Raw genomic sequence first — 24,025 nt, 5'->3', positions numbered from 1 at the left:
TGTATGGCGGACAAGACCTATAGGTTTTCGGTACTCATACCGCCAAGCGAAAGGGTGATCTGTTGAGCCGCTCGGTTCTCGTCACCGGAGGAAACCGGGGCATCGGCCTCGCCATCGCCCGAGCCTTCGCGGAGGCCGGAGACAAGGTCGCGATCACGTACCGGTCCGGCGAGCCGCCGCAGGAGCTCACCGAGCGCGGTGTGCTGGCCGTCCGCTGCGACATCACGGACTCCGAGCAGGTGGAGCAGGCCTACAAGGAGATCGAGGACAAGCACGGAGCGGTGGAGGTGCTGGTGGCCAACGCCGGCATCACCAAGGACACGCTGCTGATGCGCATGTCCGAGGAGGACTTCGCGTCGGTCGTCGACACCAACCTCACCGGCACCTTCCGGGTGGTCAAGCGCGCGAACCGCGGCATGCTCCGTGCCAAGAAGGGCCGCGTCGTCCTGATCTCCTCGGTCGTCGGCCTGCTGGGCGCGGGCGGCCAGTCCAACTACGCCGCCTCCAAGGCGGCGCTGGTCGGCTTCGCCCGTTCGCTGGCCCGTGAGCTGGGCTCCCGCAACATCACGTTCAACGTGGTCGCCCCCGGGTTCGTGGACACCGACATGACGAAGGTGCTCACCGACGAGCAGCGTGCGGCCATCGTGGCCCAGGTGCCGCTGGCCCGTTACGCGCAGCCCGAGGAGATCGCGGCAGCCGTGAGCTTCCTGGCGTCCGACGACGCCGCGTACATCACCGGAGCCGTCATTCCCGTTGACGGCGGATTGGGCATGGGTCACTGATCACCATGAGCGGAATTCTCGACGGCAAGCGCATCCTCATCACGGGTGTGCTGATGGAGTCGTCCATCGCCTTCCACACCGCCAAGCTGGCCCAGGAGCAGGGCGCCGAGGTCATCCTGACGGCGTTCCCGCGCCCGACGCTGACCGAGCGCATCGCCAAGAAGCTGCCCAAGCCGGTCAAGGTGATCGAGCTCGACGTCACCAACGACGAGCACCTGGCCCGCCTGGAGGGTCTCGTCCGTGACGAGCTCGGGGGCCTCGACGGCGTCGTCCACTCGATCGGCTTCGCGCCGCAGGACGCCCTCGGCGGCAACTTCCTGAACACCCCGTTCGAGTCCGTGGCCACCGCCATGCACGTCTCGGCGTTCTCGCTGAAGTCGCTGACCATGGCCTGCAAGCCGCTGTTCCCGGCGGAGGGCGCGGCCGTCGTCGGCCTCACCTTCGACGCGCAGTTCGCCTGGCCGCAGTACGACTGGATGGGCCCGGCCAAGGCCGCGCTGGAGGCCACCAGCCGCTACCTCGCCCGCGACCTGGGCAAGGAGAACATCCGCTGCAACCTGGTCTCGGCCGGCCCGATCGGCTCGATGGCCGCGAAGTCCATCCCGGGCTTCTCGGAGCTGGCGGACGTCTGGAACTCGCGCTCCATGCTGGAGTGGGACATGAGCGACCCGGAGCCGGCGGGCAAGGGCGTCGTGGCCCTGCTGTCGGACTGGTTCCCGAAGACCACCGGCGAGATCGTCCACGTGGACGGCGGCCTGCACGCGATGGGTGCCTGATCCAGGGCCCCGACTCCGTACGGCGGCGGCCGCGCTTCCCCTTCCGGGAGGCGCGGCCGCCGCCGTTTTCGGGGAGCGAGCCCGAACGGTCGATCGGATGTTCGCCGCCCGACGGGATCTTCCCGAGTCGAAATGGCGGACATTTGCCTGCAAACTGACCTCGTCGGGATCTTCCCGGCTCCTGCGGGGAGGAGGTACGGGAGTGCGCGCGAGGCGGAGCCGGGCGGTATCGCTGCTGGTCACCTCGATGGTTCTCACCGGATTCCTGATCCCCGGAGCCGTCGCGCAGGCCCCGGGGGACCGGGCGGCTGGGGACTGGGCCGCCGGGGACCGGGCCGCGGGCGACCGGATCGCGGGGGACTGGGTGGCGGGGGACCGGGTCGCGGGCGACCGGGCCGTCGTGGACCTGGCGGAGATTCCCGCCGAGCCGCCCGTACAGCCCGCGCCGCGCGCCGCCCGGGAGCTCTTCGGCGCCGACTGCGACACCGAGATCGAGGGCTCGCGGGTGACGTCGTACTGCCACAACAGCTACCCCGAGACCGACCTGATCCGGCTGCACGTGGAGTGCGACCGCTGGTGGGACGTGGACGGGGACGGCGCCGCCGTCGCCGTCGGACCCGCCGGCCGGGTCGAGCTCACCGGCCGCTGCTGGAAGGAGGTCCGCTCGGCCTGGGTGACCCACGAGCGGCCCTGAGGCTCCTTCAGCCCCTGCCCAGGCAGACGAACGGGTAGCCCGCGGCCTCCGAGGCCGCCGCGTCCGCGTCCCCGCGCCGGACCGCCTCGATCAGCCGGGCGTGGTCCACGTGTGAGGCGGGATCCAGCACCGTGCCGACGTCCGTGCGCAGCCAGTCCGCCACCAGGTCGCCGAGGTCCGCGTACAGCTCGATCAGCACCTCGTTGTGCGAGGCGGCCACCACCGCCATGTGCAGCGCCACGTCCGCCGCGACGAACCGCTCGGCGTCCCCGCTCTCCCACGCCTCCTCGCGCCGGGCCAGCAGCGCGTCCAGCTGTACGAGGTCCCGCGCGCTGCGGCGCTCGGCCGCGAGCCGCGCCGCCGAGGACTCCAGCGTCGAGCGCAGCTCCGCGATGTCGCGGGGATCGGCCCCGGCGAAACGGCGGTGCATCACCCCGGCCAGCTCGCTGGTGGCCAGCACGTACGTGCCCGAGCCCTGGCGGATGTCGAGCAGCCCGTTGTGCGCGAGGGCCCGGACGGCCTCCCGCACGGTGTTGCGGGCGACGCCCAGCAGCTCCACCAGCTCCGGCTCGGTGGGGATGCGGGAGCCGACCGGCCACTCGCCGGAGGTGATCTGATTCCTGAGCTGGGCGATCACCTGGTCGACGAGCGCGGATCGCCGGGGCGAGGTCAGCGGCATGGGTGCGGGTCCTCTCCGGAACCGTCAGACGATTGGACAACCAATCATCCCATGATTCTATGATGGCTGAATGCTCGACGATGAAATCCAGACACTGAACCGGCCGAGGGCCCCGCGCACGGAGCCCTCGCGGCCCGCCCGCGTCCCCGTCCCCGCCGCCGCGGCCCGGCAACCCGCGTGGCTCGGCCCGGTCCTCATCGTCGGCATCGTGCTCGCCGCCCTCAACCTGCGGCCCGCCATCACCAGCCTCGGCGCGCTCTTCGAGGAGACCCGCACCGGCCTCGGCATGAGCGGCACCGTCGCCGGACTGATCACCTCCGTCCCCACGCTCTGCTTCGCCGTCTTCGGCGTCACCGCGCCCCGGCTCTCCCGCCGCTTCGGCCCGGCCGCCGTCGTCTGCGCCGGCATGGCCGCGATCGCCGCCGGCCTGCTGATCCGGCCGTTCGCGTCCAACGCCGCGGGGTTCCTCGCCGCCAGCGCCCTGTCCCTGGCCGGCATAGCCCTGACCAACGTGCTGCTCCCGGTCATCGTCAAGCGCTGGTTCCCCGACCGGGTCGGCACCATGACCGGCCTCTACTCCATGGCCCTGGCCGCCGGCACCTCGCTCGCCGCCGCCGCGACCGTCCCGCTGACCTCCGCCCTCGGCGGCAGCTGGCGCACCGGCCTGCTGATCTGGGCCGTCCTCGCGCTGGCCGCCGTACTGCCGTGGCTGCCCGTCGCCGCGGTGAGCCGCCGCGAGCGGGCCGCCGCCGAGGCCGCTTCGCCCGCCGCCCCGGCCCCGGCCGTACGGGCGGACTCCGGCCCGCGCGTCGTGCGCAGCCGTACCGCCTGGGCCCTGGCCTGCTACTTCGGCCTCCAGGCCACCGGCGCCTACGTCACCATGGGCTGGCTCCCGCAGATCTTCCGCGACGCGGGCGTCTCCGCCGGGACGGCCGGCGTCCTGCTCGCCGTCACCATGGTCATGGGCGTGCCCCTGGCCTTCGTCATCCCGGGCCTCGCCGGCCGGATGCGCAACCAGGGCCCCATCGCCGTCACCCTCGGCCTCTTCGGCCTCGCCGGCTACCTCGGGCTCTACCTCGCCCCCGCCGCGGGCGCCTGGGCCTGGGCGCTCCTCCTCGGCATCTCCAACTGCGCCTTCCCCCTCGTCATCACGATGATCGGGCTGCGCGCCAAGTCCCCGGCCGGCGTCGTCAAGCTCTCCGCCTTCGCCCAGAGCACCGGCTACCTCATCTCCATCCCCGGACCGATCCTCATCGGCACCCTCTACCAGCACAGCGGCGGCTGGGACCTGCCCCTCGTGGTGATGGCCTGCCTGCTCGTCCCGCAGATCGCGCTCGGTGTGCTCGCGGGCCGGGACCGCACGATCGAGGGCGAATGCGGCGTGCGAGACTGAGGAACATGTCGCCCGTACTTGATCCGAACCCGCAGGACAGCCACAAGAAGCTCAGCCTCGTGCTCGGCGCGATGCTCGTCGTGACCGTGATCATCTCCGTCATCGCGACGCTCGCCTCCCCCTGACGGAAGGCCCCCCGGGGTTGGTAGGGCTAACCCCACCAACCCCTAGGGGGCAAGGCTCAGGGAGAACTGGGGTGTCCCCCGGATGGGAGCCGCCGCTTCGAATCCATAGATTCGAAGCCAGCGAGCCAGTCCCGCCCGAACACCCACGGAGGCGGCCATGTCGGCCCCCACGCACACCCGCCACTTCCCGACCGCCGTCCCCTCCCGCCACCGCCCGGCCGCCGCCGGCGCGAACGCCCGGCTGCACTGGTGGGCGCTGGCCCTGCCCGCGCTCGCGTTCGGGCTCCTGCTTCTCCTCCTCGCCGGATCGACCGAGGCCCACGCCGCCACCGGCGAGGTCTCCGCGCTGCTCCAGGTCACCGAACAGCTGCTCCGCGTCGTCGGCTGATCCGCTCCGGATCCCGCCGTACGAGCACCCCAACACCCCGGGCCCCGTGGCTCAATTCGTGCGAAGCTGGGGGTCATGAGCGCCGACACACCCCGCAGGATCGTCCTCCTCCGGCACGCCAAGGCCGACTGGCCCGAGGTGGCCGACCACGAACGCCCGCTGGCGGAGCGAGGCCGCAAGGACGCGCCGGCCGTCGGTCTGAAGCTGGCCGAGACCGGCATCGCCTTCGACCTGGCCCTCTGCTCCACCGCCGCCCGTACCCGCGAAACCTGGAAGCTCGCCGTCCAGGAACTGCCGCACCGGCCGAAGACCCACTACGAGGAGAGGCTGTACGACGCCTCGCTGGGCGAACTCATCGCCCTGCTGAACGAGACCTCGGACGAGGTCCGCGACCTCCTCGTCATCGGCCACAACCCCGGCATGCACGCCCTCGCCGACGCCCTGGCCGGGCGCGCCGAGGCGGACACCGCGAAGAGAATGCACCGCACCGGCTTCCCGACCGCGGCGCTCGCGATCGTCTCCTTCACCGGCTCGTGGAAGTCGCTGGAGCACGGGGTCGGCACGCTGCTGGACTACTGGACGCCCAAGGAACACTGACCGGCACCGACGGATGCCCACCGCATGCCTAGCGCATGCCTACGAGGACGGGCCCCGGCGCGGATGATCCGCCGGGGCCCGTCCTCTGTACGCGCGCGGGACGCGGGGGCTGCGGGTCACGTGAGGCCCGCGGCCTCGACCTCTTCCCGGGTGATCCCCAGCAGGTACAGCACCGCGTCCAGGAACGGCACGTTCACGGCGGTGTGCGCGGCCTCGCGGACCACCGGCTTGGCGTTGAAGGCCACGCCCAGACCGGCCGCGTTCAGCATGTCCAGGTCATTGGCGCCGTCGCCGATCGCCACCGTCTGGTCCAGCGGCACCCCGGCCTCCGCCGCGAAACGGCGCAGCAGCCGGGCCTTGCCCGCCCGGTCCACGATCTCGCCGGTGACCCGGCCGGTCAGCTTCCCGTCCACGATCTCCAGCGTGTTGGCGGAGGCGAAGTCCAGCCCCAGCCGCTCCTGGAGGTCGTCCGTCACCTGGGTGAACCCGCCGGAGACCACACCGACCTGGTAGCCGAGCCGCTTGAGGGTACGGATCAGGGTCCGCGCGCCCGGCGTCAGGCGCACCTCGGCGCGCACCTTGTCCACCACGGAGGCGTCGAGCCCGGCCAGCAGCGCCACACGGGCGTGCAGCGACTGCTCGAAGTCCAGCTCGCCGCGCATGGCCCGCTCGGTCACCTCGGCGACCTCGGCCTCGCAGCCGGCGTGCGCCGCGAACAGCTCGATGACCTCGTCCTGGATCAGGGTCGAGTCCACGTCCATCACGACGAGCCGCTGGGCCCGGCGGTGCAGCCCCGCCGACACCACGGCCACGTCGACGCCGATGTGCGCGGCCTCGGTGGCCAGCGCGGTGCGCAGCGGCCCGGTCTCGGTGCCGGACACGGCGAACTCGACCGCCGTCACCGGGTACTTCGCGAGCCGGAAGATACGGTCGATGTTGCCGCCGGTCGAGGTGATCCGGGAGGCGATGGCCGCCGTGGACTCGGCGGTCAGGGGGTGGCCGAGCACGGTGACGTGGGAACGGCCGCTGCCGCGCGGCCGGTTGTCGCCGGTACCGGAGAGGATCTCGGCCTGGAGCTTGAGCGACTCGGCCCAGCTGTGGACGGTGGCCCGCAGCTCACCCTCCGTGCTGGCGGTGGGCTGGGTGACGAGGGCGCACAGGACGATGCGGCCGCGGGTGACGACCTGCTCGATGTCGACGACATCGACGGAGTAGGCGGCGAGGGTGTCGAACAGCCCGGCGGTGATCCCGGGACGGTCCTTGCCGAAGATCTTGACGAGGAGGGTGGGGACGTCGGAGGTCTGCGAAGCGCTCATGGTGACCTCACCGTATCTTCCCCGCCCCCGGCGGCGGACCCCCGTCCCACCCTGCGAACGCCCGAGCCTCCACACCCTCCCCGCCGCCCCGCCCGCGCGTCTTGGCCCAGGGCGGCCGCTGCCCCCGTCGGGGCGGTCACGCGGTGGTCAGGACGGCGGACGCGGTGGGGGAGGCGGAGGTGGGGGAGGTGGCGGGGTGAAGGGCGGGCGTCGGGCGGGCCGACGCGGCTTCGGCGGCAGGCCCGTGATCGTCACGTCCCAGGACCCGTCCGGATCGAGGGGCGGAGGATCCCACTCGGGCGGCGGCGGCCCGTACGGCCCACGGGCGGGTGGGTTGGCCGGGTTCGGCCAGGCGGCCGGGCTCGGGGCTGACCGCGCCGACCAGGCCGCCCGGCGGCGACGGCGGGTCAGGGCCGCGCCCGTCGCCCCCGCCGCGGCGCCCCACGCCGCGCCGGTCAGGAGCGCCGTCACCGGGTCCCCGCGGAGTTCCACCCCGGCGTCCACCGTGTCCACCCCGAGCACCGTCAGGGCGGCGTCCGCCGACAGGCCCGTCAGCCACACCAGCGCCGCGAACGTCACGCCGGTCACCGCCGAGAGGCGCCCCGCGCACCCCAGGATCCCGCGCCCCGGAGTCCGTACGGCCGCCAGCACCCCCGCGTACAGCATCAGCAGGCCCACGCCCGCGACCAGCAGCCAGACCCGCTCGTCGTACTCCGCGAGCCGCGCCACCGTCACCGGCTCCCGCCCCGCCACCCCCAGTACGTCGTCCAGCGGATCCGGCAGCAGCCGCGCCGGCTCCCCCCACGCCCGGCCGGACAGCGGGACGAACGCCCCCAGCAGCACCCCGGTCCAGCTCCCGTTCGGCGCCCCGAGCAGCGCGGCTCCCAGCACCCGCCCCGGACGCTCGTCCCCGGCCGCAGCCCACCCCGCCGCCGCGAGCCCGGCCGCGACCGCGACCAGCAGCAGCGCCACCACCGCCGACACCGCCGGCCGCACCCGCGCGAACGCCGCCGGACCGCGCCGCGAGGCCAGCAGCGCCACCGCCAGTACGGCCACCACCCACACCGCCGCGCCCAGCAGGGTCGGCCCGGCCTCCACGGAGAACCCCACCCGGGCCCGGGTCTCGATCAGGTCCCCGATGCGGTCCGGGAGCAGCCCGCCGATGTCCCCGATCCCGGGGATCTCCACCTTCTCCGGCACCCTCGCCGCTCCCGGCAGCCGGGCCCCGTCCAGGGTGACCACGTCGTGCCCGGCCCACGCCGGCCCGCCCGCCGCGGCGACGAACAGCGCCGCCACCACCCCCGCCCGCGCCACGAGCTCACCGGCGGGCGCCCCGGCCCGCAGCGAGCGCAGGAAGACGCCGGCCAGCACCAGCGCCCCGGCCAGCGCGACTCCCAACGGCATGACGTCCAGGGAGGTTTCGGCGGCCTCCCCGGTGACCCGAAGGCCGAGACGTCACCCGAGGGCGTCACGGTTCCGCCCACCGCCAGCACCACCACCGCCGCGGTCATCGCCCCCAGCGAGCCCCCCGCCGCGTCGGCGCCCAGCAGCCGCAGCCCGAGCGCGGCCACCGCCGCCATCACGATCAGGGACCAGCCCACGGCGCAGACCCCGGACAGGACCACGTCTCCCCAGCGAATGCGGCGCATGCGTGCCCCCCGTCTGTGGGTGGGACACCGGGCGAGAAGTCCCGTATCTCACTCTCCGGGTGACTTTCGACCCCGTCAACGGGCAGACGTAGACGCCACCCAGCAGCCCCGATTCCACATGTGGGCGCAGGCCTGAAATAGTTCCCCCGGATGTTCGCCATCCCTAGACTCCCTGGCATCAGGGGGATTCTCGGGGGACTTAAGTGGGGCTGGAGTGCCGGAACTCGTACTGGAATTGAATGGCAGGACCTGGACGCTCGATCCGTCCAGGTCGTACTCCCTGGGGCGTGACCCCCAGGGAGACGTGGTGATCGATGACGCACGGGTGTCGTGGCGACACGCCACCATCAGCTGGAACGGCCGTGGTTGGGGCATCGAGGACCACGGCAGCACCAACGGCACGTACGTGCACGGAGCGCGGGTCCAGCAGGCCGAGCTCGTGCCCGGCACGCCGGTGCACCTGGGCAACGCCACCGACGGCCCGCGGCTGAATCTGAGCGCCGCCGCCGCGCCGCAGCCCGTGGCCCACCAGGCGCAGGCCGCGGCCCCCGCCTACCAGGCCCCGGGCTACGAAGCCCCGGCCCCGCAGCAGGCCTGGCAGCAGCAGGCCCCGCAGCAGCACCAGCAGCCGCCGCAGCCGCACCTCCCGCACCAGCAGGGCGGCGGCCAGGCCGCGCCCCGCCCCGCGCACGGCGCGACCCCCGGCTACGACGACCGCAGCCCGACGACGTTCCACCAGTTCTCGCTGGGCCACGTCATGCGGATCGGCCGTGCGCTGGAGAACGAACTGGTGGTCTCCGACCTCCAGGTCTCCCGCCACCACGCCGAGTTCCGCTCGATGCCCGGCGGCCGCTTCGAGATCCACGACCTCGGCAGCCACAACGGCACCTACGTCAACGGTCAGCCGCTCGCCAAGTCCGGCAGCGCGATGCTCGGCCCGAACGACATCGTCGGCGTCGGCCACTCGACGTTCCGGATCGTCGGTGACCGCCTCGAGGAGTTCGTCGACACCGGTGACGTCTCCTTCTCGGCCCGCCACCTCACGGTCACCGTCGACGGCGGCAAGCAGATCCTCAAGGACGTCACCTTCGGTGTCCCGGAGAAGTCGCTCATCGGCGTCATCGGCCCCTCCGGCTCCGGCAAGTCGACCCTCCTCAAGGCGCTGACCGGCTACCGGCCCGCCGACCAGGGTGACGTCCTCTACGACAACCGCAACCTGTACAAGCAGTTCGCGGAGCTCCGCCAGCGCATCGGCCTCGTCCCGCAGGACGACATCCTGCACAAGGACCTGAAGGTCAGCACGGCCCTCAAGTACGCGGCCAAGCTCCGCTTCCCCGGCGACACCGCCGAGTCCGAGCGCGCCGCCCGCATCGACGAGGTGCTGCGCGAGCTCAAGCTCGACATCCACAAGGACAAGAAGATCACCGCGCTCTCGGGCGGTCAGCGCAAGCGCGTGTCCGTGGCCCTGGAGCTGCTGACCAAGCCGTCGCTGATCTTCCTGGACGAGCCGACCTCCGGCCTCGACCCGGGCATGGACCGCGACGTCATGCAGCTGCTGCGCGGCCTCGCCGACGACGGCCGCACGGTCCTCGTCGTCACCCACTCGGTTGCCGAGCTGGGCATCTGCGACAAGCTTCTGGTGATGGCCCCGGGCGGTTCGGTCGCCTACTTCGGCCCGCCGGACGATGCGCTGAACTTCTTCGGCTACGCCACGTGGGCGGACGTCTTCTCGGCGTTCGAGGACTACCGCGACTACGACTGGGCCGGCCGCTGGAAGGGCTCGCGGCACTACCAGATGTACGCCGCCGACATCGACGCGGTCGCCCCGCAGTCCGTCGCGATGCCCTCGCCGCAGCAGATGATGCCGCCCAAGCCGCAGGGCTGGGGCTCGCAGCTCTGGACGCTGATCCGCCGCTACGTCTCGGTCATCGCGTCCGACAAGGGCTTCATCGGCCTGATGCTGATCCTGCCCGCGGTCCTGGGCGTGGTTTCCACGGTCATCCCCGCCAAGTTCGGCCTCGCGCCGCCCGTGGCGCCGTCCCGCTTCAACGGTGACGCCGGCACGATCATGCTGATCCTCGCGGTCGGCATGTGCTTCTCGGGCGCCGCCAACTCGGTCCGTGAGCTGATCAAGGAACGCGTCATCTACGAGCGTGAGCGCGCGACGGGCCTGTCCCGCTCGGCGTACCTCATGTCCAAGGTGATCGTCCTCGGTGTCATCACGGCCGTCCAGGGCGTGATCATCTGCGGGATCGGCTTCTACCCGCGCGACCTGCCCGCCGAGGGCCTGCTCATGCCGCCGGCCGTCGAGATCTGCCTGTCGGTCATCGCGCTCGGCTTCACCTCGATGATGTTCGGCCTGGTGATCTCCTCGCTGGTGAAGACCGCCGAGAAGACCATGCCGCTGCTCGTCATGTTCGCGATCGTCCAGGTCGTCTTCACCGGCATCCTCTTCCAGGTGTACGACTCCCCGGGCCTGGAGCAGTTCGCCTGGCTGATGCCGTCCCGCTGGGCCATCGCGGCCGCCGGCACCACGCTGAACCTCGGCGTGCTCATGCCGCCGTGGGACGCCGACAACCCGACCAACACCGACCCGCTCTGGGACGCCACGGTCGGCCAGTGGAGCCTGAACATCACCATCCTGGTGCTCCTCGGCATCGCCTGCGGCTTCCTGGTGCAGCGCCTGCTGCGCCGCCACGAGCCCGAGGTCATGCGCGCCGGCAAGTAACGGCCCGCGAGCAACGGCCCCGCAAGCAGCGGCCCGCGGGCAAGGCCGCGTACGCACGAAACGCCTCAGGGCGGCACCCGGATACCGGGTGCCGCCCTGAGGCGCATGGGGGGTCTTCGCGTGGCGAGGACGTCAGCCGCTCTCAGTAGGCGCTGTTGACGTTGTCCATCGAGCCGTAGCGGTCGGCCGCGTAGTTGCAGGCGGCGACGATGTTGGCGACCGGGTCGTACAGGTCGAACTTCGTGCCCTTGACGTGGTAGGCGGCGAAGGTCGGCTGAATGACCTGGAGCAGGCCCTTCGACGGAATGCCGTTCTGGGCGTTGATGTCCCAGTTGTTGATCGCGCGGGGGTTGCCGCTCGACTCGCGCATGATGTTGCGGTGGATCCCCGCGTACGAGCCGGGGATGCCCTCCTTCTTCATGATGGAGAGGGCTTCCTTGATCCAGCCGTCCAGGTTGTTCGCGAAGACGGGGGTGCGGACGGCGGAGCGGCTGGCGGCCGCCTTCTCGTCGCGCGCCTTCTTCGCGGCCGCGGCGGCCTTGGCCTTGGCGTCCGCGTCGGCCTTCGCCTTGGCGTCGGCCTTCGCCACCTTGTCGGCGATGGCGTGCTGGGCACCGAGGTGCGCCTGCACGGCCTTCGTCTGCGTGCCGTTCACGACCTGGGTCCAGGCCACGGGGGCGGCGGAGATGGCCGTCCCGCTCTGCTCGCCGGCCGTGCCGGGGACGAGGGAGAAGGCGAGCGCGGCGGCACCAAGGGTGGCGACACCGGCGATCGACAGCTTGTGCGCCTTCGTCAGACGACGACTGTGGCCGGGAGTGGTGGTCTCGGTCATGAGTGGCAACCTCTTCGAATAGCGGGAGCCGCAGGAAAGCGCCGCGATGATCCGGGATCTGCGGCGCTGTGCGACGACGGCCATTCTTAGCGGTGGCAAAATCGCCTGGCAAAGGTGTGACGTACGATCCTGCTTAGTGGATCAGGGCCGCCCGAAGAAGACCGATTTCGGGGCATGGCTCTAGGCGCAGCAGCGCTGACACAGCCTTTATTTATCCACTAGGGAACTTCGTAAGTGACGTGGGTCCTATGCGCGGGCTCACATCGGCCACGTAACGGTCTCACCATGCGTTGCGTACGCAATGCAATCAGTCACTGTTCTCATCCTTGAGTAGCAGATGGACGTCCCCGAACTCATGCCAGAGGCAGAGACGGGCCCTCGCCTCGGCGTACCCGCGCCGTACGGCGTCGGCCCCCGCGACCGCCTCCAGCATCAGCAGGTGCGAGGCCTCGGGCTCGTGCAGCCCGGTCAGCAGCCCGTCCACCACGCGTACCCCGCGCTCGGGCGTGACCACCAGGCCGGTCCAGCCCCCGGCCGCCCGGACCACCCCGTCCGGCCCGGTGGCCGACTCCAGCGCCCGCACCGCCGTCGTCCCCACCGCGATCACCCGGCCCCCGGCCGCCCGCGCCGCGTTCACCAGCCACGCCGTCGTCCCCGGCACCTCGTACCGCTCGGGGTACGGCGGTTCGTGCGCCTCCTGCGAGGCCACCCCGGTGTGCAGCGTCAGCGGCGCGAACTGCACGCCCCGGCTCACCAGCGTCGCCACCAGCTCCGCCGTGAAGGGACGCGCCGCGCTCGGCATCTCCGCCGACCCCGACCCGTCGGCGGCCGGCACCGCGAACACCGTCTGGTACGCCGACAACGGCTGGTCCCGCTCCGTGTACGCGTAGCGGATCGGCCGCCCGTACGCCCGCAGCAGCCCCGGTACGTCGTCCAGCGAGGGCCGCGCCCACCACAGCCGCTCCGCCCCCGCCGCGAGCGGCTCCTCCAGTACGAGGGCCCGCCCGCCCGGCAGCTCCACCACCGCCCCGGCGGGCCCCCCGGCGCGGGGCCGGGTCGTCCCCCCTGCGGCCCGGTCCCGCAGCTCCACCGCCCAGCGGCGGTCCTCACCCCGCGTCGAGAAGTGCACCACCACGTCCTCGCCGCCCAAGCGCGCGTCCAGCGCGGCCGGCAGTGTGGCCGAGGTGTTCACCACCAGGACGTCCCCGGCCCGCAGCAGCCCCGGCAGCTCCCGGAATGCGTGCAGCGACACCGCGCCGGAGCCCGGCGAGACCAGCAGCCGCACGGAATCCCGCCCGCGGCCGGGCCCCCGCTGCTCGGCGGGGACCCGGGCCACCAGATCCGGCGGAATGTCCTTTATATACAGACTCGTCTCCCGAGCCCCCCGACCCCCGCTCATCGCCCACCCCCCACGCGAGCCGCCGCCAGGCCCTCGGCCGTGTAGCGGCCGCTCGGCAGGCCGTCCGCCACTAGGCGCAGGAGCACCGGAGCCACCTCCTCCGGCGTCGGCAGCCCCGCCAGGTCCTCCCCGGGCTCCGCCGCCGCCATCATCCGCGTCCGCATCGACCCCGGGTCCGCCCACCACACCCGCAGCCCCGGCTCCTCCACCGCCAAGGCGGCCGACAGCAGGTCCCCCGCCGCCTTCGTCGCCCCGTACGCCCCCCACGTCTCGTACGCCACCACCGCCGCGTCCGAGCTGATGTTCAGCACGGCGCCCGCCTCCGAGGCCCGCAACAGCGCCAGCGCCTCCTGCACCAGCCCCAGCGGCCCCACCACGTTCACCTCGAACGCCTCCCGCAACCCCTCCAGCGAGTGCGACGCCAACGGCACCAGCGGCTCCGCCCCGAGCACCCCCGCGTTGTTCACCAGCAGGTCCAGCCCACCGAGCCCCCGCGCCGCCGCCACCAGCGCCGCCCGGTGCTCCGCCGAGGACACGTCCCCGGCCAGCGCCGTGACCCGCACCCCCGCCGTCCGCGCCAGCTCCCGCGCCGCGTCCGCCAAGGCGTCCGCGCCCCGAGCGGTCACCACCAGGTCCCAGCCGCGCGCCGCCAGCTCCCCGGCCAGTGCCCGGCCCAGCCCCCGCGAAGCCCCCGTCACCATCGCCACCGACATGACCGCACCCCCACCTTTCGTCCTCATGAGCAGATGCCCCCAACCTAGGAAGGCGCCCCGCCCCGCCGCCTCGGCCGCCCGCCCCACTCCCACCGGGCCCTTCGCCCTACGCCTGCGGTCCGATCCGCGTGATCAACCCCGCCGGTACGGTGATCCCATGCACACCGGACGACACGGACCCCGCACCGGCCTCGCCGCCGTGAGCACGGCGCTGCTCGCCATGAGCCGCCGTCTGGAGGTCCGCGACGTCCTGCGCACGATCGTCGTCTCGGCCCGAGAGCTGCTGGACGCCGAGTACGCGGCCCTCGGCGTCCCGGACGACCACGGCGGCTTCGCCCAGTTCGTCGTCGACGGCATCACGGACGAGCAGTGGCGCCGCATCGGCCCGCTGCCCCGCCAGCACGGCATCCTCGCCGCGATGCTCCACGACGACGGCCCCGAGCGACTGGCCGACGTACGCCAGGACCCGCGCTTCGAGGGCTGGCCCCCCGGCCACCCCGAGATGTCCGATTTCCTCGGCGTACCCGTCCGGGACGGCGAGGAGACCCTCGGCGCCCTCTTCCTCGCCAACAAGAGGGGCGACGGCCGCGGCTTCACCGACGAGGACGAGGACCTCCTCGGCCTCCTCGCCCAGCACGCGGCGATCGCCCTCACCAACGCCCGGCTCTACGAGCGCAGCCGCGAGCTCACCATCGCCGAGGAGCGCTCCCGGCTCGCCCACGAGCTCCACGACGCCGTCAGCCAGAAGCTGTTCTCGCTCCGCCTCACCGCCCAGGCCGCCGCCGCCCTCGTGGACCGCGACCCGGCCCGGGCCAAGGGCGAGCTCCAGCAGGTCGCGGCCCTCGCCGCGGAGGCCGCCGACGAACTGCGCGCCGCCGTGACCGAGCTGCGCCCCACCGCCCTCGACGAGGACGGGCTGGTGGCGACCCTGCGCAACCACGTACGCGTACTCGACCGGGCGCACACCGCGCGCGTCACCTTCACCTGTGACGGCGTACGGGCCCTGCCCGCGACCCAGGAGGAGGCGCTGCTCCGGGTCGCCCAGGAGGCCCTCCACAACGCCCTGCGCCACTCGGACGCCGACCTCGTCGAGGTCACCCTGGCCCGCGTGGCCGGCGGCGCGACCCTCCGCGTGACGGACAACGGCAAGGGCTTCGTCCCCTCCGCGGTCCGCCGGGCGGGGCGCCACCTCGGCCTGGTCTCCATGCGGGACCGCGCGAGCGGCGTCGGCGGCCGGCTCACCGTGCACTCGGAGCCCGGAACGGGCACCACGATCGAGATGGAGGTCCCCGGTGGCTGACACACCCGGCAAGGTCCGCGTCCTGCTCGTCGACGACCACCAGGTGGTCCGGCGCGGCCTGCGCACCTTCCTGGAGGTGCAGGACGACATCGAGGTGGTCGGCGAGGCCTCCGACGGCGAGGAGGGCATCGCCCGCGCCGAGGAACTGCGGCCCGACGTGATCCTCATGGACATCAAGATGCCGGGCACCGACGGCATCGAGGCGCTGCGGCGGCTGCGCGAGCTGGAGAACCCGGCGCGGGTGCTGATCGTCACCAGCTTCACGGAGCAGCGCACGGTGGTTCCCGCCCTGCGGGCCGGCGCGGCCGGGTACGTCTACAAGGACATCGACCCCGACGCCCTGGCCGGTGCCATCCGCTCCGTCCACGCGGGCCACGTCCTGCTCCAGCCGGAGGTGGCGGTGGCCCTGCTCACGCAGGACGACCAGTCCCCGTCGTCGAGCCGCGGCGGCACGCTGACGGACCGCGAGCGCGAGGTGCTGTCGCACATAGCGGACGGCCGCTCGAACCGGGAGATCGCCCGGGCGCTCGTCCTGTCGGAGAAGACCGTCAAGACGCACGTCTCGAACATCCTGATGAAGCTGGACGTGGCGGACCGTACCCAGGCGGCGCTGTGGGCGGTCAGACACGGCATCGGAGACTGACCCGGTCCGAAGCGGACCATCCCGGATCATCGCGGACCAGACCGGACCATCCTGGACCATCCGGTTCCGTCCAGTTCCGATCCGAGATTCATACGGTCGGGTGTATGTCGCCCACATGGCGTATCCCGACCGCGCGGCGACCGTTCTCCAGTGCGTGCCGCGGCGGCTGGCCGCGGCGGACGTACTGGAGGACGAAGAACGTGAAGAACATCAAGAAGGCCACTGCCGTCACCATGATCGCGGGCGGCCTCCTTGCCGCGGGCGCCGGCGTCTCCTCGGCGCACGGCGGCGCGTCGGCCGAGGGCGAGGCCGCGGGCTCCCCGGGCGTCGTCTCCGGCAACCTCATCCAGGCCCCGGTCCACGTCCCCGTGAACGTGGTCGGCAACACGGTCACCGTGATCGGCCTGCTGAACGGCGTCTGGGGCAACACGGGCGTGAACGCCTAACCGGCCGGACCCCCGCCGCGCCGGACGCCGGGCCCACCGCGTCGGACCGTCCACGAGACGCCCGCCGCCGACCCCCGTCGCACCGAGCCCGGCCCGCAACACCCGCGGCCCCGCTTCCCCCCACCTCTCCCCGGGAAGCGGGGCCGCGGCACGACCCAGCCCCGCCGGCGTTCGAGGCGCGGGGGTACCCCCGGACGGGATCTGGGGCGGAGCCCCAGGAAGACCGCTCGCAGCCCGGGGCCGCTCGCAGCCCGGGGCCGCTCGCAGCCCGGGGCCGCTCGCAGCCCGGGGCCGCGGTCCGGGCCGGGCCGGGTCGGCGCTAACCCCGCTCCCGCTCCTCCACGGCCGAGTTGTACGCCGCGACCAACGCCCGCCGGGCGACCCGCTCGACCGGCCGCAACGCCTCGGCCCGCGCCGCCATCTCCGAGGCGGCCACCGCACCCCCGTGCCCGTTCTCGTACGCCAGCGACACCATCAGGTCCACCCGCTGCGCCAGCGCCAGCACCCGTACCGCCCGCGCCGGATACCCCGGCGCCAACGCCTCCCGCCCCGCCTCCGCCCGCGCCCGGTACGCCGACAGCGCCGCCTCAGCCACCGGCCCCGACGCCGCCACGTCCAGCCGCGTCAGCACCACCGTCGCCTCGCGCAGCGCCTCCGCCAGCTCCCGCTCCGCCTCGCTCAGCGACGGCACGTCCGCCGGCGGAGCCTCCCGTACCGGCAGTACGTGCCACGTCACCGAGATGTGCACGTCCCCCTCCGGCCCGGCCTCGGCCACCTCCGGCACCAGGCCCAGCGCCGCCCCCACCGCGACCACCGCCTCCTCGGCCTCCAGCGCCCGCGCGTTGAACTCCGGCGGCCCGCTCAGCCCCAGCGGATGCCCCGGCGCCGGCAGCGCGACCCGCAGCCCCGTCACCCCCAGCGCCCGCATCCGCCCGAGCGCGAGCGTGAGCCCCACCGGACCCGATTCCCCCGGCAGCCCCGCCACACGGTGCACGGCGTCCTCGCCCACGATCGACAACACGGCCTCGTCGGGCGAGACCAGACCTGCCAGCAGCGCGTTCCCCCAGGCGGCCAGCCGCCCTGAACGTGGTTCGAAAAGCATCCCCCCACTTTACGGATCGGCCCCCGCGGCCCCCGGCACCCGGCCTGGCGCCCGGACCGCTCCGCGAGTGGCGTAGGTTTTCCCCTGGGGCTGCGCCTACAGGTGCACACAGCGAACCGAGACTGCAAGGGGAGACAACACGCTCATGAGCGATGTTCTGGAGCTGGTGGACGTATCCGTGGTCCGCGAGGGCCGGGCTCTGGTGGACCAGGTCTCCTGGTCGGTCAAGGAAGGGGAACGCTGGGTGATCCTCGGCCCCAACGGCGCCGGGAAGACCACCCTGCTCAACGTCGCCTCCAGCTACCTCTTCCCCACCAAGGGCACCGCCACCATCCTCGGCAGCACCCTCGGCAAGGTGGACGTGTTCGAGCTGCGCCCGCGCATCGGCGTGGCCGGCATCGCCATGGCCGACAAGCTGCCGAAGCGGCAGACCGTCCTCCAGACCGTCCTCACCGCCGCCTACGGCATGACGGCGACCTGGCAGGAGGAGTACGAGGAGATCGACGAGCAGCGCGCCCGCGCCTTCCTCGACCGCCTCGGCATGACCGAGTACCTCGACCGGAAGTTCGGCACCCTCTCCGAGGGCGAGCGCAAGCGCACCCTGATCGCCCGCGCCCTGATGACCGACCCCGAGCTGCTGCTCCTCGACGAGCCCGCCGCCGGCCTGGACCTCGGCGGCCGCGAGGACCTCGTACGCCGCCTCGGCCGCCTCGCCCGCGACCCGCTCGCGCCGTCGATGGCCATGGTCACGCACCACGTCGAGGAGATCGCCCCCGGCTTCACCCACGTGCTGATGATCCGGCAGGGCAAGGTCGTCACCGCCGGTCCCATCGACCTCGAACTGACCTCGCGGAACCTCTCCCTGTGCTTCGGCCTCCCGCTCGTCGTCGAGCGCACCGAGCACGACCGCTGGACCGCCCAGGGCCTCCCCCTGCGCTAGGACGGCTCGTACGAGCGGTACGCGCGCCCCGCACCCTGTCCGGACCGCGCCCGCCCGACCTACCATGACCATGTGAACATCGACGCATGGGTGTGGTGGCTCATCGGCGCGGTCGGACTGGGCATCCCCCTCGTCCTGACGGCACTGCCGGAGTTCGGCATGTTCGCCGTGGGCGCCGTCGCCGCCGCGATCACCGCCGCGCTCGGCGGGGGAGTGGTGGCGCAGGTCCTGGTGTTCGTCATCGTGTCGGTGGCGCTGATCGCCGTCGTACGGCCCATCGCGAACCGGCACCGCGACCAGCGGCCCCAACACCGCAGCGGAATCGACGCGTTGAAGGGCAGAAGCGCCGTCGTGCTCGAACGCGTCGACGGCAGCGGCGGCCGCATCAAACTCGCCGGCGAGATCTGGTCGGCGCGCACGCTCGACGCGGACAGCATCTTCGAACCGGGCCAGCAGGTGGACGTCGTGGAGATCGACGGAGCCACCGCGATCGTGATGTGAGCCGATAAGAGCTTGTGCGTTAAGCAGCCGACTCGCGGCCCCCGGGTCTGCGAGACTCCGCTCAACGGGGCAGCACAGACAGCCGGAAGGGCACGGGGAACCGCATGCAACCGATCATCATCGTCCTGATCATTCTGGTGGTTCTGGTCTTCATCGCACTGGTCAAGACGATCCAGGTGATCCCGCAGGCCAGCGCCGCCATCGTCGAGCGGTTCGGCCGCTACACCCGCACCCTCAACGCGGGCCTCAACATCGTCGTCCCGTTCATCGACTCGATCCGCAACCGGATCGACCTCCGCGAACAGGTCGTCCCCTTCCCGCCGCAGCCGGTCATCACCCAGGACAACCTGGTCGTCAACATCGACACCGTCATCTACTACCAGGTGACCGACGCCCGCGCCGCGACGTACGAAGTGGCCAGCTACATCCAGGCCATCGAGCAGCTCACCGTCACCACCCTGCGCAACATCATCGGCGGCATGGACCTGGAGCGGACCCTCACCTCCCGCGAGGAGATCAACGCCGCGCTGCGCGGTGTCCTCGACGAGGCCACCGGCAAGTGGGGCATCCGCGTCAACCGCGTCGAGCTCAAGGCCATCGAGCCGCCGACCTCCATCCAGGACTCGATGGAGAAGCAGATGCGCGCCGACCGCGACAAGCGCGCCGCGATCCTCCAGGCCGAGGGTGTCCGCCAGTCCGAGATCCTGCGCGCCGAGGGCGAGAAGCAGTCCTCGATCCTGCGCGCCGAAGGTGACGCCAAGGCCGCCGCCCTGCGTGCCGAGGGCGAGGCGCAGGCCATCCGTACGGTCTTCGAGTCCATCCACGCCGGGGACGCCGACCAGAAGCTCCTGGCCTACCAGTACCTCCAGATGCTCCCGAAGATCGCAGAGGGCGACGCCAACAAGCTCTGGATCGTGCCCAGCGAGATCGGCGACGCCCTCAAGGGCCTCTCCGGCGCCATGGGCAACTTCGGCCCCATGGGCGGCGGTTCGGGCTTCAACCCGCAGAACCCCGGCAAGACCGCCGGCGACACGGGCGCGGCCGACCGCCGCGAACAGCCCCCCATCGACTGAACGGCCCGTCCCCTCCTGCATGATCAGTGAGGCCCCTCGACCTTCATGGCGGGGAGGCGACTCACTCATGCAAAGGGGATGGCCCAGTCCATGTCCATGTCCATCTGGGAATCACTCGCGGTCTTCGCCGCCGGCATCGGCGCCGGAACCATCAACACCATCGTCGGCTCCGGCACCCTGATCACCTTCCCGGTGCTCCTCGCCACCGGCCTGCCCCCGGTCACCGCCAACGTGTCCAACACCCTCGGCCTGGTGCCCGGTTCCATCAGCGGAGCCATCGGCTACCGCAAGGAACTCAAGGGCCAGCGCGCCCGCGTCATCCGACTCGGCGCCGTCTCCCTCGTCGGCGGACTCGCGGGAGCGATCCTGCTCCTCACCCTGCCGTCCGACTCCTTCGACACGATCGTGCCGATCCTCATCGGACTGGCCCTCGTGCTCGTCGTCCTCCAGCCCCGGCTGGCCGCCGCCCTGCGCAAGCGCCAGGAGGCCGCCGGAGGAGACACCGGACACCCCGACGGCGGACCGGCCCTGCTCACCGGAATGCTGTTCTCCAGCGCGTACGGAGGCTACTTCGGCGCCGCCCAGGGCGTGCTCTACCTCGGCCTCATGGGCCTGCTGCTCCGCGACGACCTGCAACGGATCAACGCCGTCAAGAACGTGATCGCGGCCCTCGTCAACGGCATCGCGGCCGTCTTCTTCCTCTTCGTCGCCGACTTCGACTGGACGGCCGTCCTCCTGATCGCCGTCGGCTCCACCATCGGTGGCCAAATCGGCGCCAAGGTCGGCCGCCGCCTCCCGCCGACCGTGCTCCGCGCGGTCATCGTGGTGGTCGGCATCCTCGCGATCGTCCAGCTGCTGCTCCGCTGACCGACGTAGCGAAGTTACGTCGCCCAGCGGAGCGGCCGGACCGTCAAAGGGTGCGGTCTAGGCGGAGCGCTCCAGCCACTCCGGCAGCGCCTCCCGGGCGCCCACCCCCAGAGCGAGCAGCATCGCGTCCGCCGGGGACGGCACGAACGGCTTCCGGAGGAGCGGCATCCCCGCCTCCTCCGGAGTCCGGGCCGCCTTGCGGTGGTTGTCCTCGGCGCAGGAGGCCACCGTGTTCAGCCAGGTGTCCCCACCCCCCTGGGCCCGCGGCAGTACGTGGTCCACGGTCGTGGCGCGCTTCCCGCAGTACGCGCACCGGTGTTGGTCCCGGGCCAGCACCCCCCTCCGTGACCAGGGCGCATGTCTTCGGAACGGCACCCGGACGTACCGGCAGAGCCTGATCACCCGGGGCATCGGAAGATCCATGGAGGCACCGCGCACACGCAGTTCGGGGTGCGACTGTTCGACGACGGCCTTGTCCTGGAGCACCAGGACCACAGCCCGGTTCAGCGTCACCGTCGACAGCGGCTCGAAGCTCGCATTCAGCACCAGCGTGTCCCGCATCTCGCCCACCTCCCGTGTGCAGGCCCGCGACCACCCTGGCGGCAAGGCCCGCAACCACTCTGGCCGCGCGCGCCACGCGGGACAACGCAATAAAAATGCCCGGTCCTGGTCGCCTTTAGACCAGGACCGGGCAAACGCTCGGCGAACGATCAGCCCGCGGGAGCCTCGTACTCGGCGATCAGCTGGGCACGACCCAGCGTGTGGAAGCGCAGATTGAACCCGACCACGGCGGGCGAGACGTCATCGCCCGGACCGAGCTTCTCCTGATCCACCGCGTACACGGTGAACACGTAGCGGTGCCGCTCCCCGGCCGGCGGAGCCGCCCCGCCGAAGTCCTTCGTGCCGTAGTCGTTCCGTACCTGCACCGCGCCGGCCGGCAGCCCCTCGAACTTCCCGCTGCCCGCACCGGCGGGCAGCTCGGTGACCGATGCCGGCAGATCGAAGAGCACCCAGTGCCAGAACCCGCTGCCCGTCGGCGCGTCCGGATCGAAGCACGTCACGGCGAAACTCTTCGTGCCCTCCGGGAAGCCCTCCCACCGCAGGTGCGGCGAAAGGTTCCCGCCCCGCAGCACCTGGGCGTCACCCAGGTCCGCCCCGTGCGTGACGTCCGAACTCACCACGGAGAAGGCGTGCACCTCGGGGTGGAAGTCGTGCGGAAGAGGCGCCCTGTTCTGCTCGGCCACTGCTGAACCTCCTGATCGCGAACCGTTACGGCCCGAGCCTAGATCCGCTCAGAACCAGTTGCGCTGCGAACCGACCGAGGCGATCCACTGGTTCAGGTACGCGGCCCAGTCCGTGCTCTGGTACGACTGCAGCCCCACCTGGAAGCAGCGGTACGTGTCGCTGCCCTCGCTGAACAGACCGGGCTTCTTGTCCATCTCCAGGACGACGTCCATCTCGTTGCCGTCCGAGACGAAGGTCAGCTCCACCTGGTTCAGCCCGCGGTACTGCGACGGCGGCAGGAACTCGATCTCCTGGTAGAACGGCAGCGTCTGCCGCGTCCCGCGGATGTGTCCGCGCTCCATGTCCGCGCTGCGGAAACTGAAGCCGAGCTGACGGAACGCATCCAGGATCGCCTGCTGCGCCGGCACCGGGTGCACGTTGATCGCGTCGAGGTCACCGGCGTCCACCGCACGGGCGATCTCCAGCTCGGTGCTGACCCCGATGTTCATCCCGTGCAGGTGCTGGCCGCCGAAGTGGGTGATCGGCGTCTCCCACGGGATCTCCAGCCCGAACGGGACGACGTGCAGCGCGCCCGCCTGCACCTGGAAGGCACCGCCGAGGCGCTGCTTGTTGAAGACGATGTCCTGCTTGTACTCGCCGTCGTTGCCCTCGACCTCGACCCGGGCCTGCAGGCCGACGGACAGGCCCTCGATCTGCTGCTCCACGGATCCGCCCTGGATCCGCACCTCACCCTGGACGATCCCGCCCGGAACGACGTTCGGCTCGGTGATGATCGTGTCCACCGAAGCACCACCGGCACCCAGGCTCGCGAACAGCTTCCTGAACCCCATGCTCTGACTCCCCTAAACGGACTGCTGAAGGACTGTTGTGCGACTACCCCTTACAAACGCGGAACCTTAGGTCCCGGTTGCACCACCTGGGGAGTCGCCCCGGTTCCACTACGCTCGACCGGATGAGCGCGCGCCCCGACCGTACGCCCCTGCCCCGGTCCTTCTTCGACCGGCCGGTCCTCACCGTGGCCCCGGACCTCCTCGGCCGCACCCTCGTCCGCCGTACTCCGGAAGGCCCCCTCGAACTCCGCATCACGGAGGTCGAGGCCTACGAGGGCGAGGCCGACCCCGGCTCCCACGCCTACCGGGGCCGCACCGCCCGCAACGCGTCGATGTTCGGTCCGCCCGGACACGCGTACGTCTACTTCATCTACGGCATGTGGTTCAGCCTCAACCTGGTGTGCGGCCCGCCGGAGCACGCGAGCGGGGTCCTGCTGCGCGCGGGCGAGATCACCACGGGCGCGGACCTCGCCCGCAAACGTCGTATTTCCGCCAGATCGGACCGGGAACTGGCCAAAGGTCCCGCTCGCCTGGCCACCGCGCTGGACGTGGACCGCTCCCTGGACGGCACCGATCTCTGCGGTGGCCCCGATTCCCCCTTGTCCCTGCTCGCGGGCACGCCGACCTCGCCCGACCTGGTGAGCTCGGGCCCCCGCACCGGAGTCGGCGGCGCCGGCGCGGCCCACCCGTACCGCTACTGGATCACTCACGACCCGACGGTGAGCCCGTACCGCGCCCACGCGCCACGCCGTCGCTCAACTTGACTCGGCTGTGACGGACGCCTAACGTAGCCCGAGCCGCTTGAACGGGGCACTGCCATCAGCAGACCCCCAGAGCGGCCAACCCACTACCTACGACTTACCCCTGGCGGGGTCTTATTCGGCATGCCCGAATTCGATTCCAAGCGGCCGATTATGAGCCGCACGGGATAAGCGCTAATGTGGTGGAGCGCCGAAAGGCAAAGGCCCCCAACGGCCACCGAATTCAAATCCAAACCGGAAACGGCG

Annotated in this window: 26 protein-coding genes and 1 pseudogene; 16 read left to right on the top strand and 11 right to left on the bottom strand. The window is 71.9% G+C overall.

What is annotated here, in order from left to right; genetic code table 11:
• The first annotated feature begins 62 nt into the window (after window positions 1-62).
• The 3 genes from fabG (at window position 63) to OG982_RS05475 (ending at window position 2,252) form a co-directional block, all read left to right on the top strand.
• Window positions 63-782 (top strand): 3-oxoacyl-[acyl-carrier-protein] reductase, encoded by a 720-nt coding sequence (fabG, locus tag OG982_RS05485; RefSeq protein ID WP_266789221.1) that lies wholly within the window; start codon window positions 63-65, stop codon window positions 780-782.
• A gap of 5 nt (window positions 783-787) precedes the next feature.
• Window positions 788-1,558 carry an enoyl-ACP reductase FabI gene (gene fabI / locus OG982_RS05480; RefSeq protein WP_266789223.1) on the top strand — a complete coding sequence of 257 codons (771 nt, stop codon included), beginning with the start codon at window positions 788-790 and terminating at the stop codon, window positions 1,556-1,558.
• A 202-nt stretch (window positions 1,559-1,760) separates the two neighbouring features.
• Window positions 1,761-2,252 (top strand): hypothetical protein, encoded by a 492-nt coding sequence (locus tag OG982_RS05475; protein ID WP_266789225.1) that lies wholly within the window; start codon window positions 1,761-1,763, stop codon window positions 2,250-2,252.
• 7 nt (window positions 2,253-2,259) lie between these two features.
• Here OG982_RS05475 and OG982_RS05470 read toward each other — a convergent pair whose 3' ends face one another.
• A complete protein-coding gene (locus OG982_RS05470) occupies window positions 2,260-2,931 on the bottom strand; it encodes a FadR/GntR family transcriptional regulator (protein ID WP_266789226.1) in 672 nt (223 codons plus the stop codon).
• Between the two features lie 70 nt (window positions 2,932-3,001).
• Between OG982_RS05470 and OG982_RS05465 the strand changes: the two genes are divergently transcribed.
• From OG982_RS05465 to OG982_RS05450, 4 genes are all read left to right on the top strand, one after another.
• The gene (locus OG982_RS05465) at window positions 3,002-4,324 is read left to right on the top strand and encodes an MFS transporter (protein ID WP_266789228.1); all 1,323 of its coding nucleotides are present in this window, start codon (window positions 3,002-3,004) and stop codon (window positions 4,322-4,324) included.
• A 5-nt stretch (window positions 4,325-4,329) separates the two neighbouring features.
• Complete coding sequence (locus OG982_RS05460; protein ID WP_266789230.1) at window positions 4,330-4,449, top strand: SGM_5486 family transporter-associated protein; 120 nt, start codon at window positions 4,330-4,332, stop codon at window positions 4,447-4,449.
• A gap of 157 nt (window positions 4,450-4,606) precedes the next feature.
• Window positions 4,607-4,837 carry a hypothetical protein gene (locus OG982_RS05455; protein ID WP_266789232.1) on the top strand — a complete coding sequence of 77 codons (231 nt, stop codon included), beginning with the start codon at window positions 4,607-4,609 and terminating at the stop codon, window positions 4,835-4,837.
• Window positions 4,838-4,912: 75 nt separating this feature from the next.
• Window positions 4,913-5,434, top strand: coding sequence for a histidine phosphatase family protein (locus OG982_RS05450; RefSeq protein WP_266789234.1), 522 nt, complete (start codon window positions 4,913-4,915; stop codon window positions 5,432-5,434).
• Between the two features lie 116 nt (window positions 5,435-5,550).
• On the opposite strand, the gene serB is transcribed toward OG982_RS05450, so the two are convergent.
• The 3 genes and pseudogenes from serB to OG982_RS30945 all read right to left on the bottom strand — a co-directional run.
• Window positions 5,551-6,750, bottom strand: a complete 1,200-nt coding sequence (serB, locus tag OG982_RS05445) for a phosphoserine phosphatase SerB (protein WP_266789235.1) — start codon at window positions 6,748-6,750, stop codon at window positions 5,551-5,553.
• 147 nt (window positions 6,751-6,897) lie between these two features.
• Window positions 6,898-8,154: a streptophobe family protein gene (locus OG982_RS05440; RefSeq protein WP_323139230.1), complete on the bottom strand. Its 1,257-nt coding sequence runs from the start codon at window positions 8,152-8,154 to the stop codon at window positions 6,898-6,900.
• A 92-nt stretch (window positions 8,155-8,246) separates the two neighbouring features.
• Window positions 8,247-8,330 (bottom strand): annotated as a pseudogene (locus OG982_RS30945) (hypothetical protein); the annotation flags it as partial.
• 283 nt (window positions 8,331-8,613) lie between these two features.
• On the opposite strand from OG982_RS30945, the gene OG982_RS05435 reads away from it, so the two are divergent.
• The gene (locus OG982_RS05435; RefSeq protein WP_266789237.1) at window positions 8,614-11,127 is read left to right on the top strand and encodes an FHA domain-containing protein; all 2,514 of its coding nucleotides are present in this window, start codon (window positions 8,614-8,616) and stop codon (window positions 11,125-11,127) included.
• 142 nt (window positions 11,128-11,269) lie between these two features.
• Here OG982_RS05435 and OG982_RS05430 read toward each other — a convergent pair whose 3' ends face one another.
• From OG982_RS05430 to OG982_RS05420, 3 genes are all read right to left on the bottom strand, one after another.
• Complete coding sequence (locus OG982_RS05430; RefSeq protein WP_266789239.1) at window positions 11,270-11,959, bottom strand: transglycosylase SLT domain-containing protein; 690 nt, start codon at window positions 11,957-11,959, stop codon at window positions 11,270-11,272.
• 307 nt (window positions 11,960-12,266) lie between these two features.
• Window positions 12,267-13,358: an S-adenosylmethionine:tRNA ribosyltransferase-isomerase gene (locus OG982_RS05425; RefSeq protein ID WP_266948002.1), complete on the bottom strand. Its 1,092-nt coding sequence runs from the start codon at window positions 13,356-13,358 to the stop codon at window positions 12,267-12,269.
• Complete coding sequence (locus OG982_RS05420) at window positions 13,355-14,071, bottom strand: SDR family oxidoreductase (protein WP_266789243.1); 717 nt, start codon at window positions 14,069-14,071, stop codon at window positions 13,355-13,357. Before OG982_RS05420 ends, OG982_RS05425 begins: the two co-directional genes overlap by 4 nt.
• A gap of 157 nt (window positions 14,072-14,228) precedes the next feature.
• Between OG982_RS05420 and OG982_RS05415 the strand changes: the two genes are divergently transcribed.
• The 3 genes from OG982_RS05415 (at window position 14,229) to OG982_RS05405 (ending at window position 16,460) form a co-directional block, all read left to right on the top strand.
• Window positions 14,229-15,371 (top strand): GAF domain-containing sensor histidine kinase, encoded by a 1,143-nt coding sequence (locus OG982_RS05415; RefSeq protein ID WP_266789245.1) that lies wholly within the window; start codon window positions 14,229-14,231, stop codon window positions 15,369-15,371.
• A complete protein-coding gene (locus OG982_RS05410; protein WP_266789247.1) occupies window positions 15,364-16,014 on the top strand; it encodes a response regulator transcription factor in 651 nt (216 codons plus the stop codon). Before OG982_RS05415 ends, OG982_RS05410 begins: the two co-directional genes overlap by 8 nt.
• Before the next feature lie 200 nt (window positions 16,015-16,214).
• Window positions 16,215-16,460: a chaplin gene (locus tag OG982_RS05405; protein ID WP_323139229.1), complete on the top strand. Its 246-nt coding sequence runs from the start codon at window positions 16,215-16,217 to the stop codon at window positions 16,458-16,460.
• A gap of 319 nt (window positions 16,461-16,779) precedes the next feature.
• Here the strand turns inward: OG982_RS05405 and OG982_RS05400 are convergent, their stop codons facing one another.
• Window positions 16,780-17,562: a hypothetical protein gene (locus OG982_RS05400; protein WP_266789248.1), complete on the bottom strand. Its 783-nt coding sequence runs from the start codon at window positions 17,560-17,562 to the stop codon at window positions 16,780-16,782.
• Between the two features lie 145 nt (window positions 17,563-17,707).
• Between OG982_RS05400 and OG982_RS05395 the strand changes: the two genes are divergently transcribed.
• The 4 genes from OG982_RS05395 (at window position 17,708) to OG982_RS05380 (ending at window position 20,943) form a co-directional block, all read left to right on the top strand.
• The gene (locus OG982_RS05395; RefSeq protein WP_266789250.1) at window positions 17,708-18,502 is read left to right on the top strand and encodes an ABC transporter ATP-binding protein; all 795 of its coding nucleotides are present in this window, start codon (window positions 17,708-17,710) and stop codon (window positions 18,500-18,502) included.
• A gap of 72 nt (window positions 18,503-18,574) precedes the next feature.
• On the top strand, window positions 18,575-19,003 hold the full coding sequence (locus OG982_RS05390; RefSeq protein WP_266789251.1) for an NfeD family protein: 429 nt from the start codon (window positions 18,575-18,577) through the stop codon (window positions 19,001-19,003).
• Between the two features lie 104 nt (window positions 19,004-19,107).
• A complete protein-coding gene (locus tag OG982_RS05385) occupies window positions 19,108-20,076 on the top strand; it encodes an SPFH domain-containing protein (protein ID WP_266789253.1) in 969 nt (322 codons plus the stop codon).
• Window positions 20,077-20,166: 90 nt separating this feature from the next.
• Complete coding sequence (locus tag OG982_RS05380) at window positions 20,167-20,943, top strand: sulfite exporter TauE/SafE family protein (RefSeq protein ID WP_266789255.1); 777 nt, start codon at window positions 20,167-20,169, stop codon at window positions 20,941-20,943.
• Between the two features lie 57 nt (window positions 20,944-21,000).
• On the opposite strand, the gene OG982_RS05375 is transcribed toward OG982_RS05380, so the two are convergent.
• The 3 genes from OG982_RS05375 to OG982_RS05365 all read right to left on the bottom strand — a co-directional run bounded on the left by OG982_RS05375 (window position 21,001) and on the right by OG982_RS05365 (window position 23,018).
• Complete coding sequence (locus OG982_RS05375) at window positions 21,001-21,504, bottom strand: HNH endonuclease (RefSeq protein ID WP_266789256.1); 504 nt, start codon at window positions 21,502-21,504, stop codon at window positions 21,001-21,003.
• 149 nt (window positions 21,505-21,653) lie between these two features.
• Window positions 21,654-22,187, bottom strand: a complete 534-nt coding sequence (locus OG982_RS05370; RefSeq protein ID WP_266789258.1) for a YbhB/YbcL family Raf kinase inhibitor-like protein — start codon at window positions 22,185-22,187, stop codon at window positions 21,654-21,656.
• A 48-nt stretch (window positions 22,188-22,235) separates the two neighbouring features.
• A complete protein-coding gene (locus OG982_RS05365) occupies window positions 22,236-23,018 on the bottom strand; it encodes a sporulation protein (protein ID WP_266789260.1) in 783 nt (260 codons plus the stop codon).
• A gap of 122 nt (window positions 23,019-23,140) precedes the next feature.
• Between OG982_RS05365 and OG982_RS05360 the strand changes: the two genes are divergently transcribed.
• The gene (locus tag OG982_RS05360) at window positions 23,141-23,782 is read left to right on the top strand and encodes a DNA-3-methyladenine glycosylase (RefSeq protein ID WP_266789262.1); all 642 of its coding nucleotides are present in this window, start codon (window positions 23,141-23,143) and stop codon (window positions 23,780-23,782) included.
• The last annotated feature ends 243 nt before the right edge of the window (window positions 23,783-24,025 follow it).

Source organism: Streptomyces sp. NBC_01551 (assembly GCF_026339935.1).
Taxonomy (GTDB): domain Bacteria; phylum Actinomycetota; class Actinomycetes; order Streptomycetales; family Streptomycetaceae; genus Streptomyces.
The sequence above is the reverse complement of the archived record's forward strand: the minus strand, read 5'-3'. Positions and strand labels throughout refer to the sequence as shown.

What these genes read in the sequence shown, in the direction of transcription:
- fabI (WP_266789223.1), top strand. Translation starts at nt 788, where the DNA reads ATGAGCGGAATTCTCGACGGCAAGCGCATCCTCATCACGGGTGTGCTG.
- OG982_RS05470 (WP_266789226.1), bottom strand. Translation starts at nt 2,931, where the DNA reads ATGCCGCTGACCTCGCCCCGGCGATCCGCGCTCGTCGACCAGGTGATC.
- OG982_RS05465 (WP_266789228.1), top strand. Translation starts at nt 3,002, where the DNA reads ATGCTCGACGATGAAATCCAGACACTGAACCGGCCGAGGGCCCCGCGC.
- OG982_RS05460 (WP_266789230.1), top strand. Translation starts at nt 4,330, where the DNA reads ATGTCGCCCGTACTTGATCCGAACCCGCAGGACAGCCACAAGAAGCTC.
- OG982_RS05455 (WP_266789232.1), top strand. Translation starts at nt 4,607, where the DNA reads ATGTCGGCCCCCACGCACACCCGCCACTTCCCGACCGCCGTCCCCTCC.
- OG982_RS05450 (WP_266789234.1), top strand. Translation starts at nt 4,913, where the DNA reads ATGAGCGCCGACACACCCCGCAGGATCGTCCTCCTCCGGCACGCCAAG.
- serB (WP_266789235.1), bottom strand. Translation starts at nt 6,750, where the DNA reads ATGAGCGCTTCGCAGACCTCCGACGTCCCCACCCTCCTCGTCAAGATC.
- OG982_RS05440 (WP_323139230.1), bottom strand. Translation starts at nt 8,154, where the DNA reads ATGCCGTTGGGAGTCGCGCTGGCCGGGGCGCTGGTGCTGGCCGGCGTC.
- OG982_RS05430 (WP_266789239.1), bottom strand. Translation starts at nt 11,959, where the DNA reads ATGACCGAGACCACCACTCCCGGCCACAGTCGTCGTCTGACGAAGGCG.
- OG982_RS05425 (WP_266948002.1), bottom strand. Translation starts at nt 13,358, where the DNA reads ATGAGCGGGGGTCGGGGGGCTCGGGAGACGAGTCTGTATATAAAGGAC.
- OG982_RS05420 (WP_266789243.1), bottom strand. Translation starts at nt 14,071, where the DNA reads ATGTCGGTGGCGATGGTGACGGGGGCTTCGCGGGGGCTGGGCCGGGCA.
- OG982_RS05415 (WP_266789245.1), top strand. Translation starts at nt 14,229, where the DNA reads ATGCACACCGGACGACACGGACCCCGCACCGGCCTCGCCGCCGTGAGC.
- OG982_RS05400 (WP_266789248.1), bottom strand. Translation starts at nt 17,562, where the DNA reads ATGCTTTTCGAACCACGTTCAGGGCGGCTGGCCGCCTGGGGGAACGCG.
- OG982_RS05395 (WP_266789250.1), top strand. Translation starts at nt 17,708, where the DNA reads ATGAGCGATGTTCTGGAGCTGGTGGACGTATCCGTGGTCCGCGAGGGC.
- OG982_RS05385 (WP_266789253.1), top strand. Translation starts at nt 19,108, where the DNA reads ATGCAACCGATCATCATCGTCCTGATCATTCTGGTGGTTCTGGTCTTC.
- OG982_RS05380 (WP_266789255.1), top strand. Translation starts at nt 20,167, where the DNA reads ATGTCCATGTCCATCTGGGAATCACTCGCGGTCTTCGCCGCCGGCATC.
- OG982_RS05375 (WP_266789256.1), bottom strand. Translation starts at nt 21,504, where the DNA reads ATGCGGGACACGCTGGTGCTGAATGCGAGCTTCGAGCCGCTGTCGACG.
- OG982_RS05365 (WP_266789260.1), bottom strand. Translation starts at nt 23,018, where the DNA reads ATGGGGTTCAGGAAGCTGTTCGCGAGCCTGGGTGCCGGTGGTGCTTCG.
- OG982_RS05360 (WP_266789262.1), top strand. Translation starts at nt 23,141, where the DNA reads ATGAGCGCGCGCCCCGACCGTACGCCCCTGCCCCGGTCCTTCTTCGAC.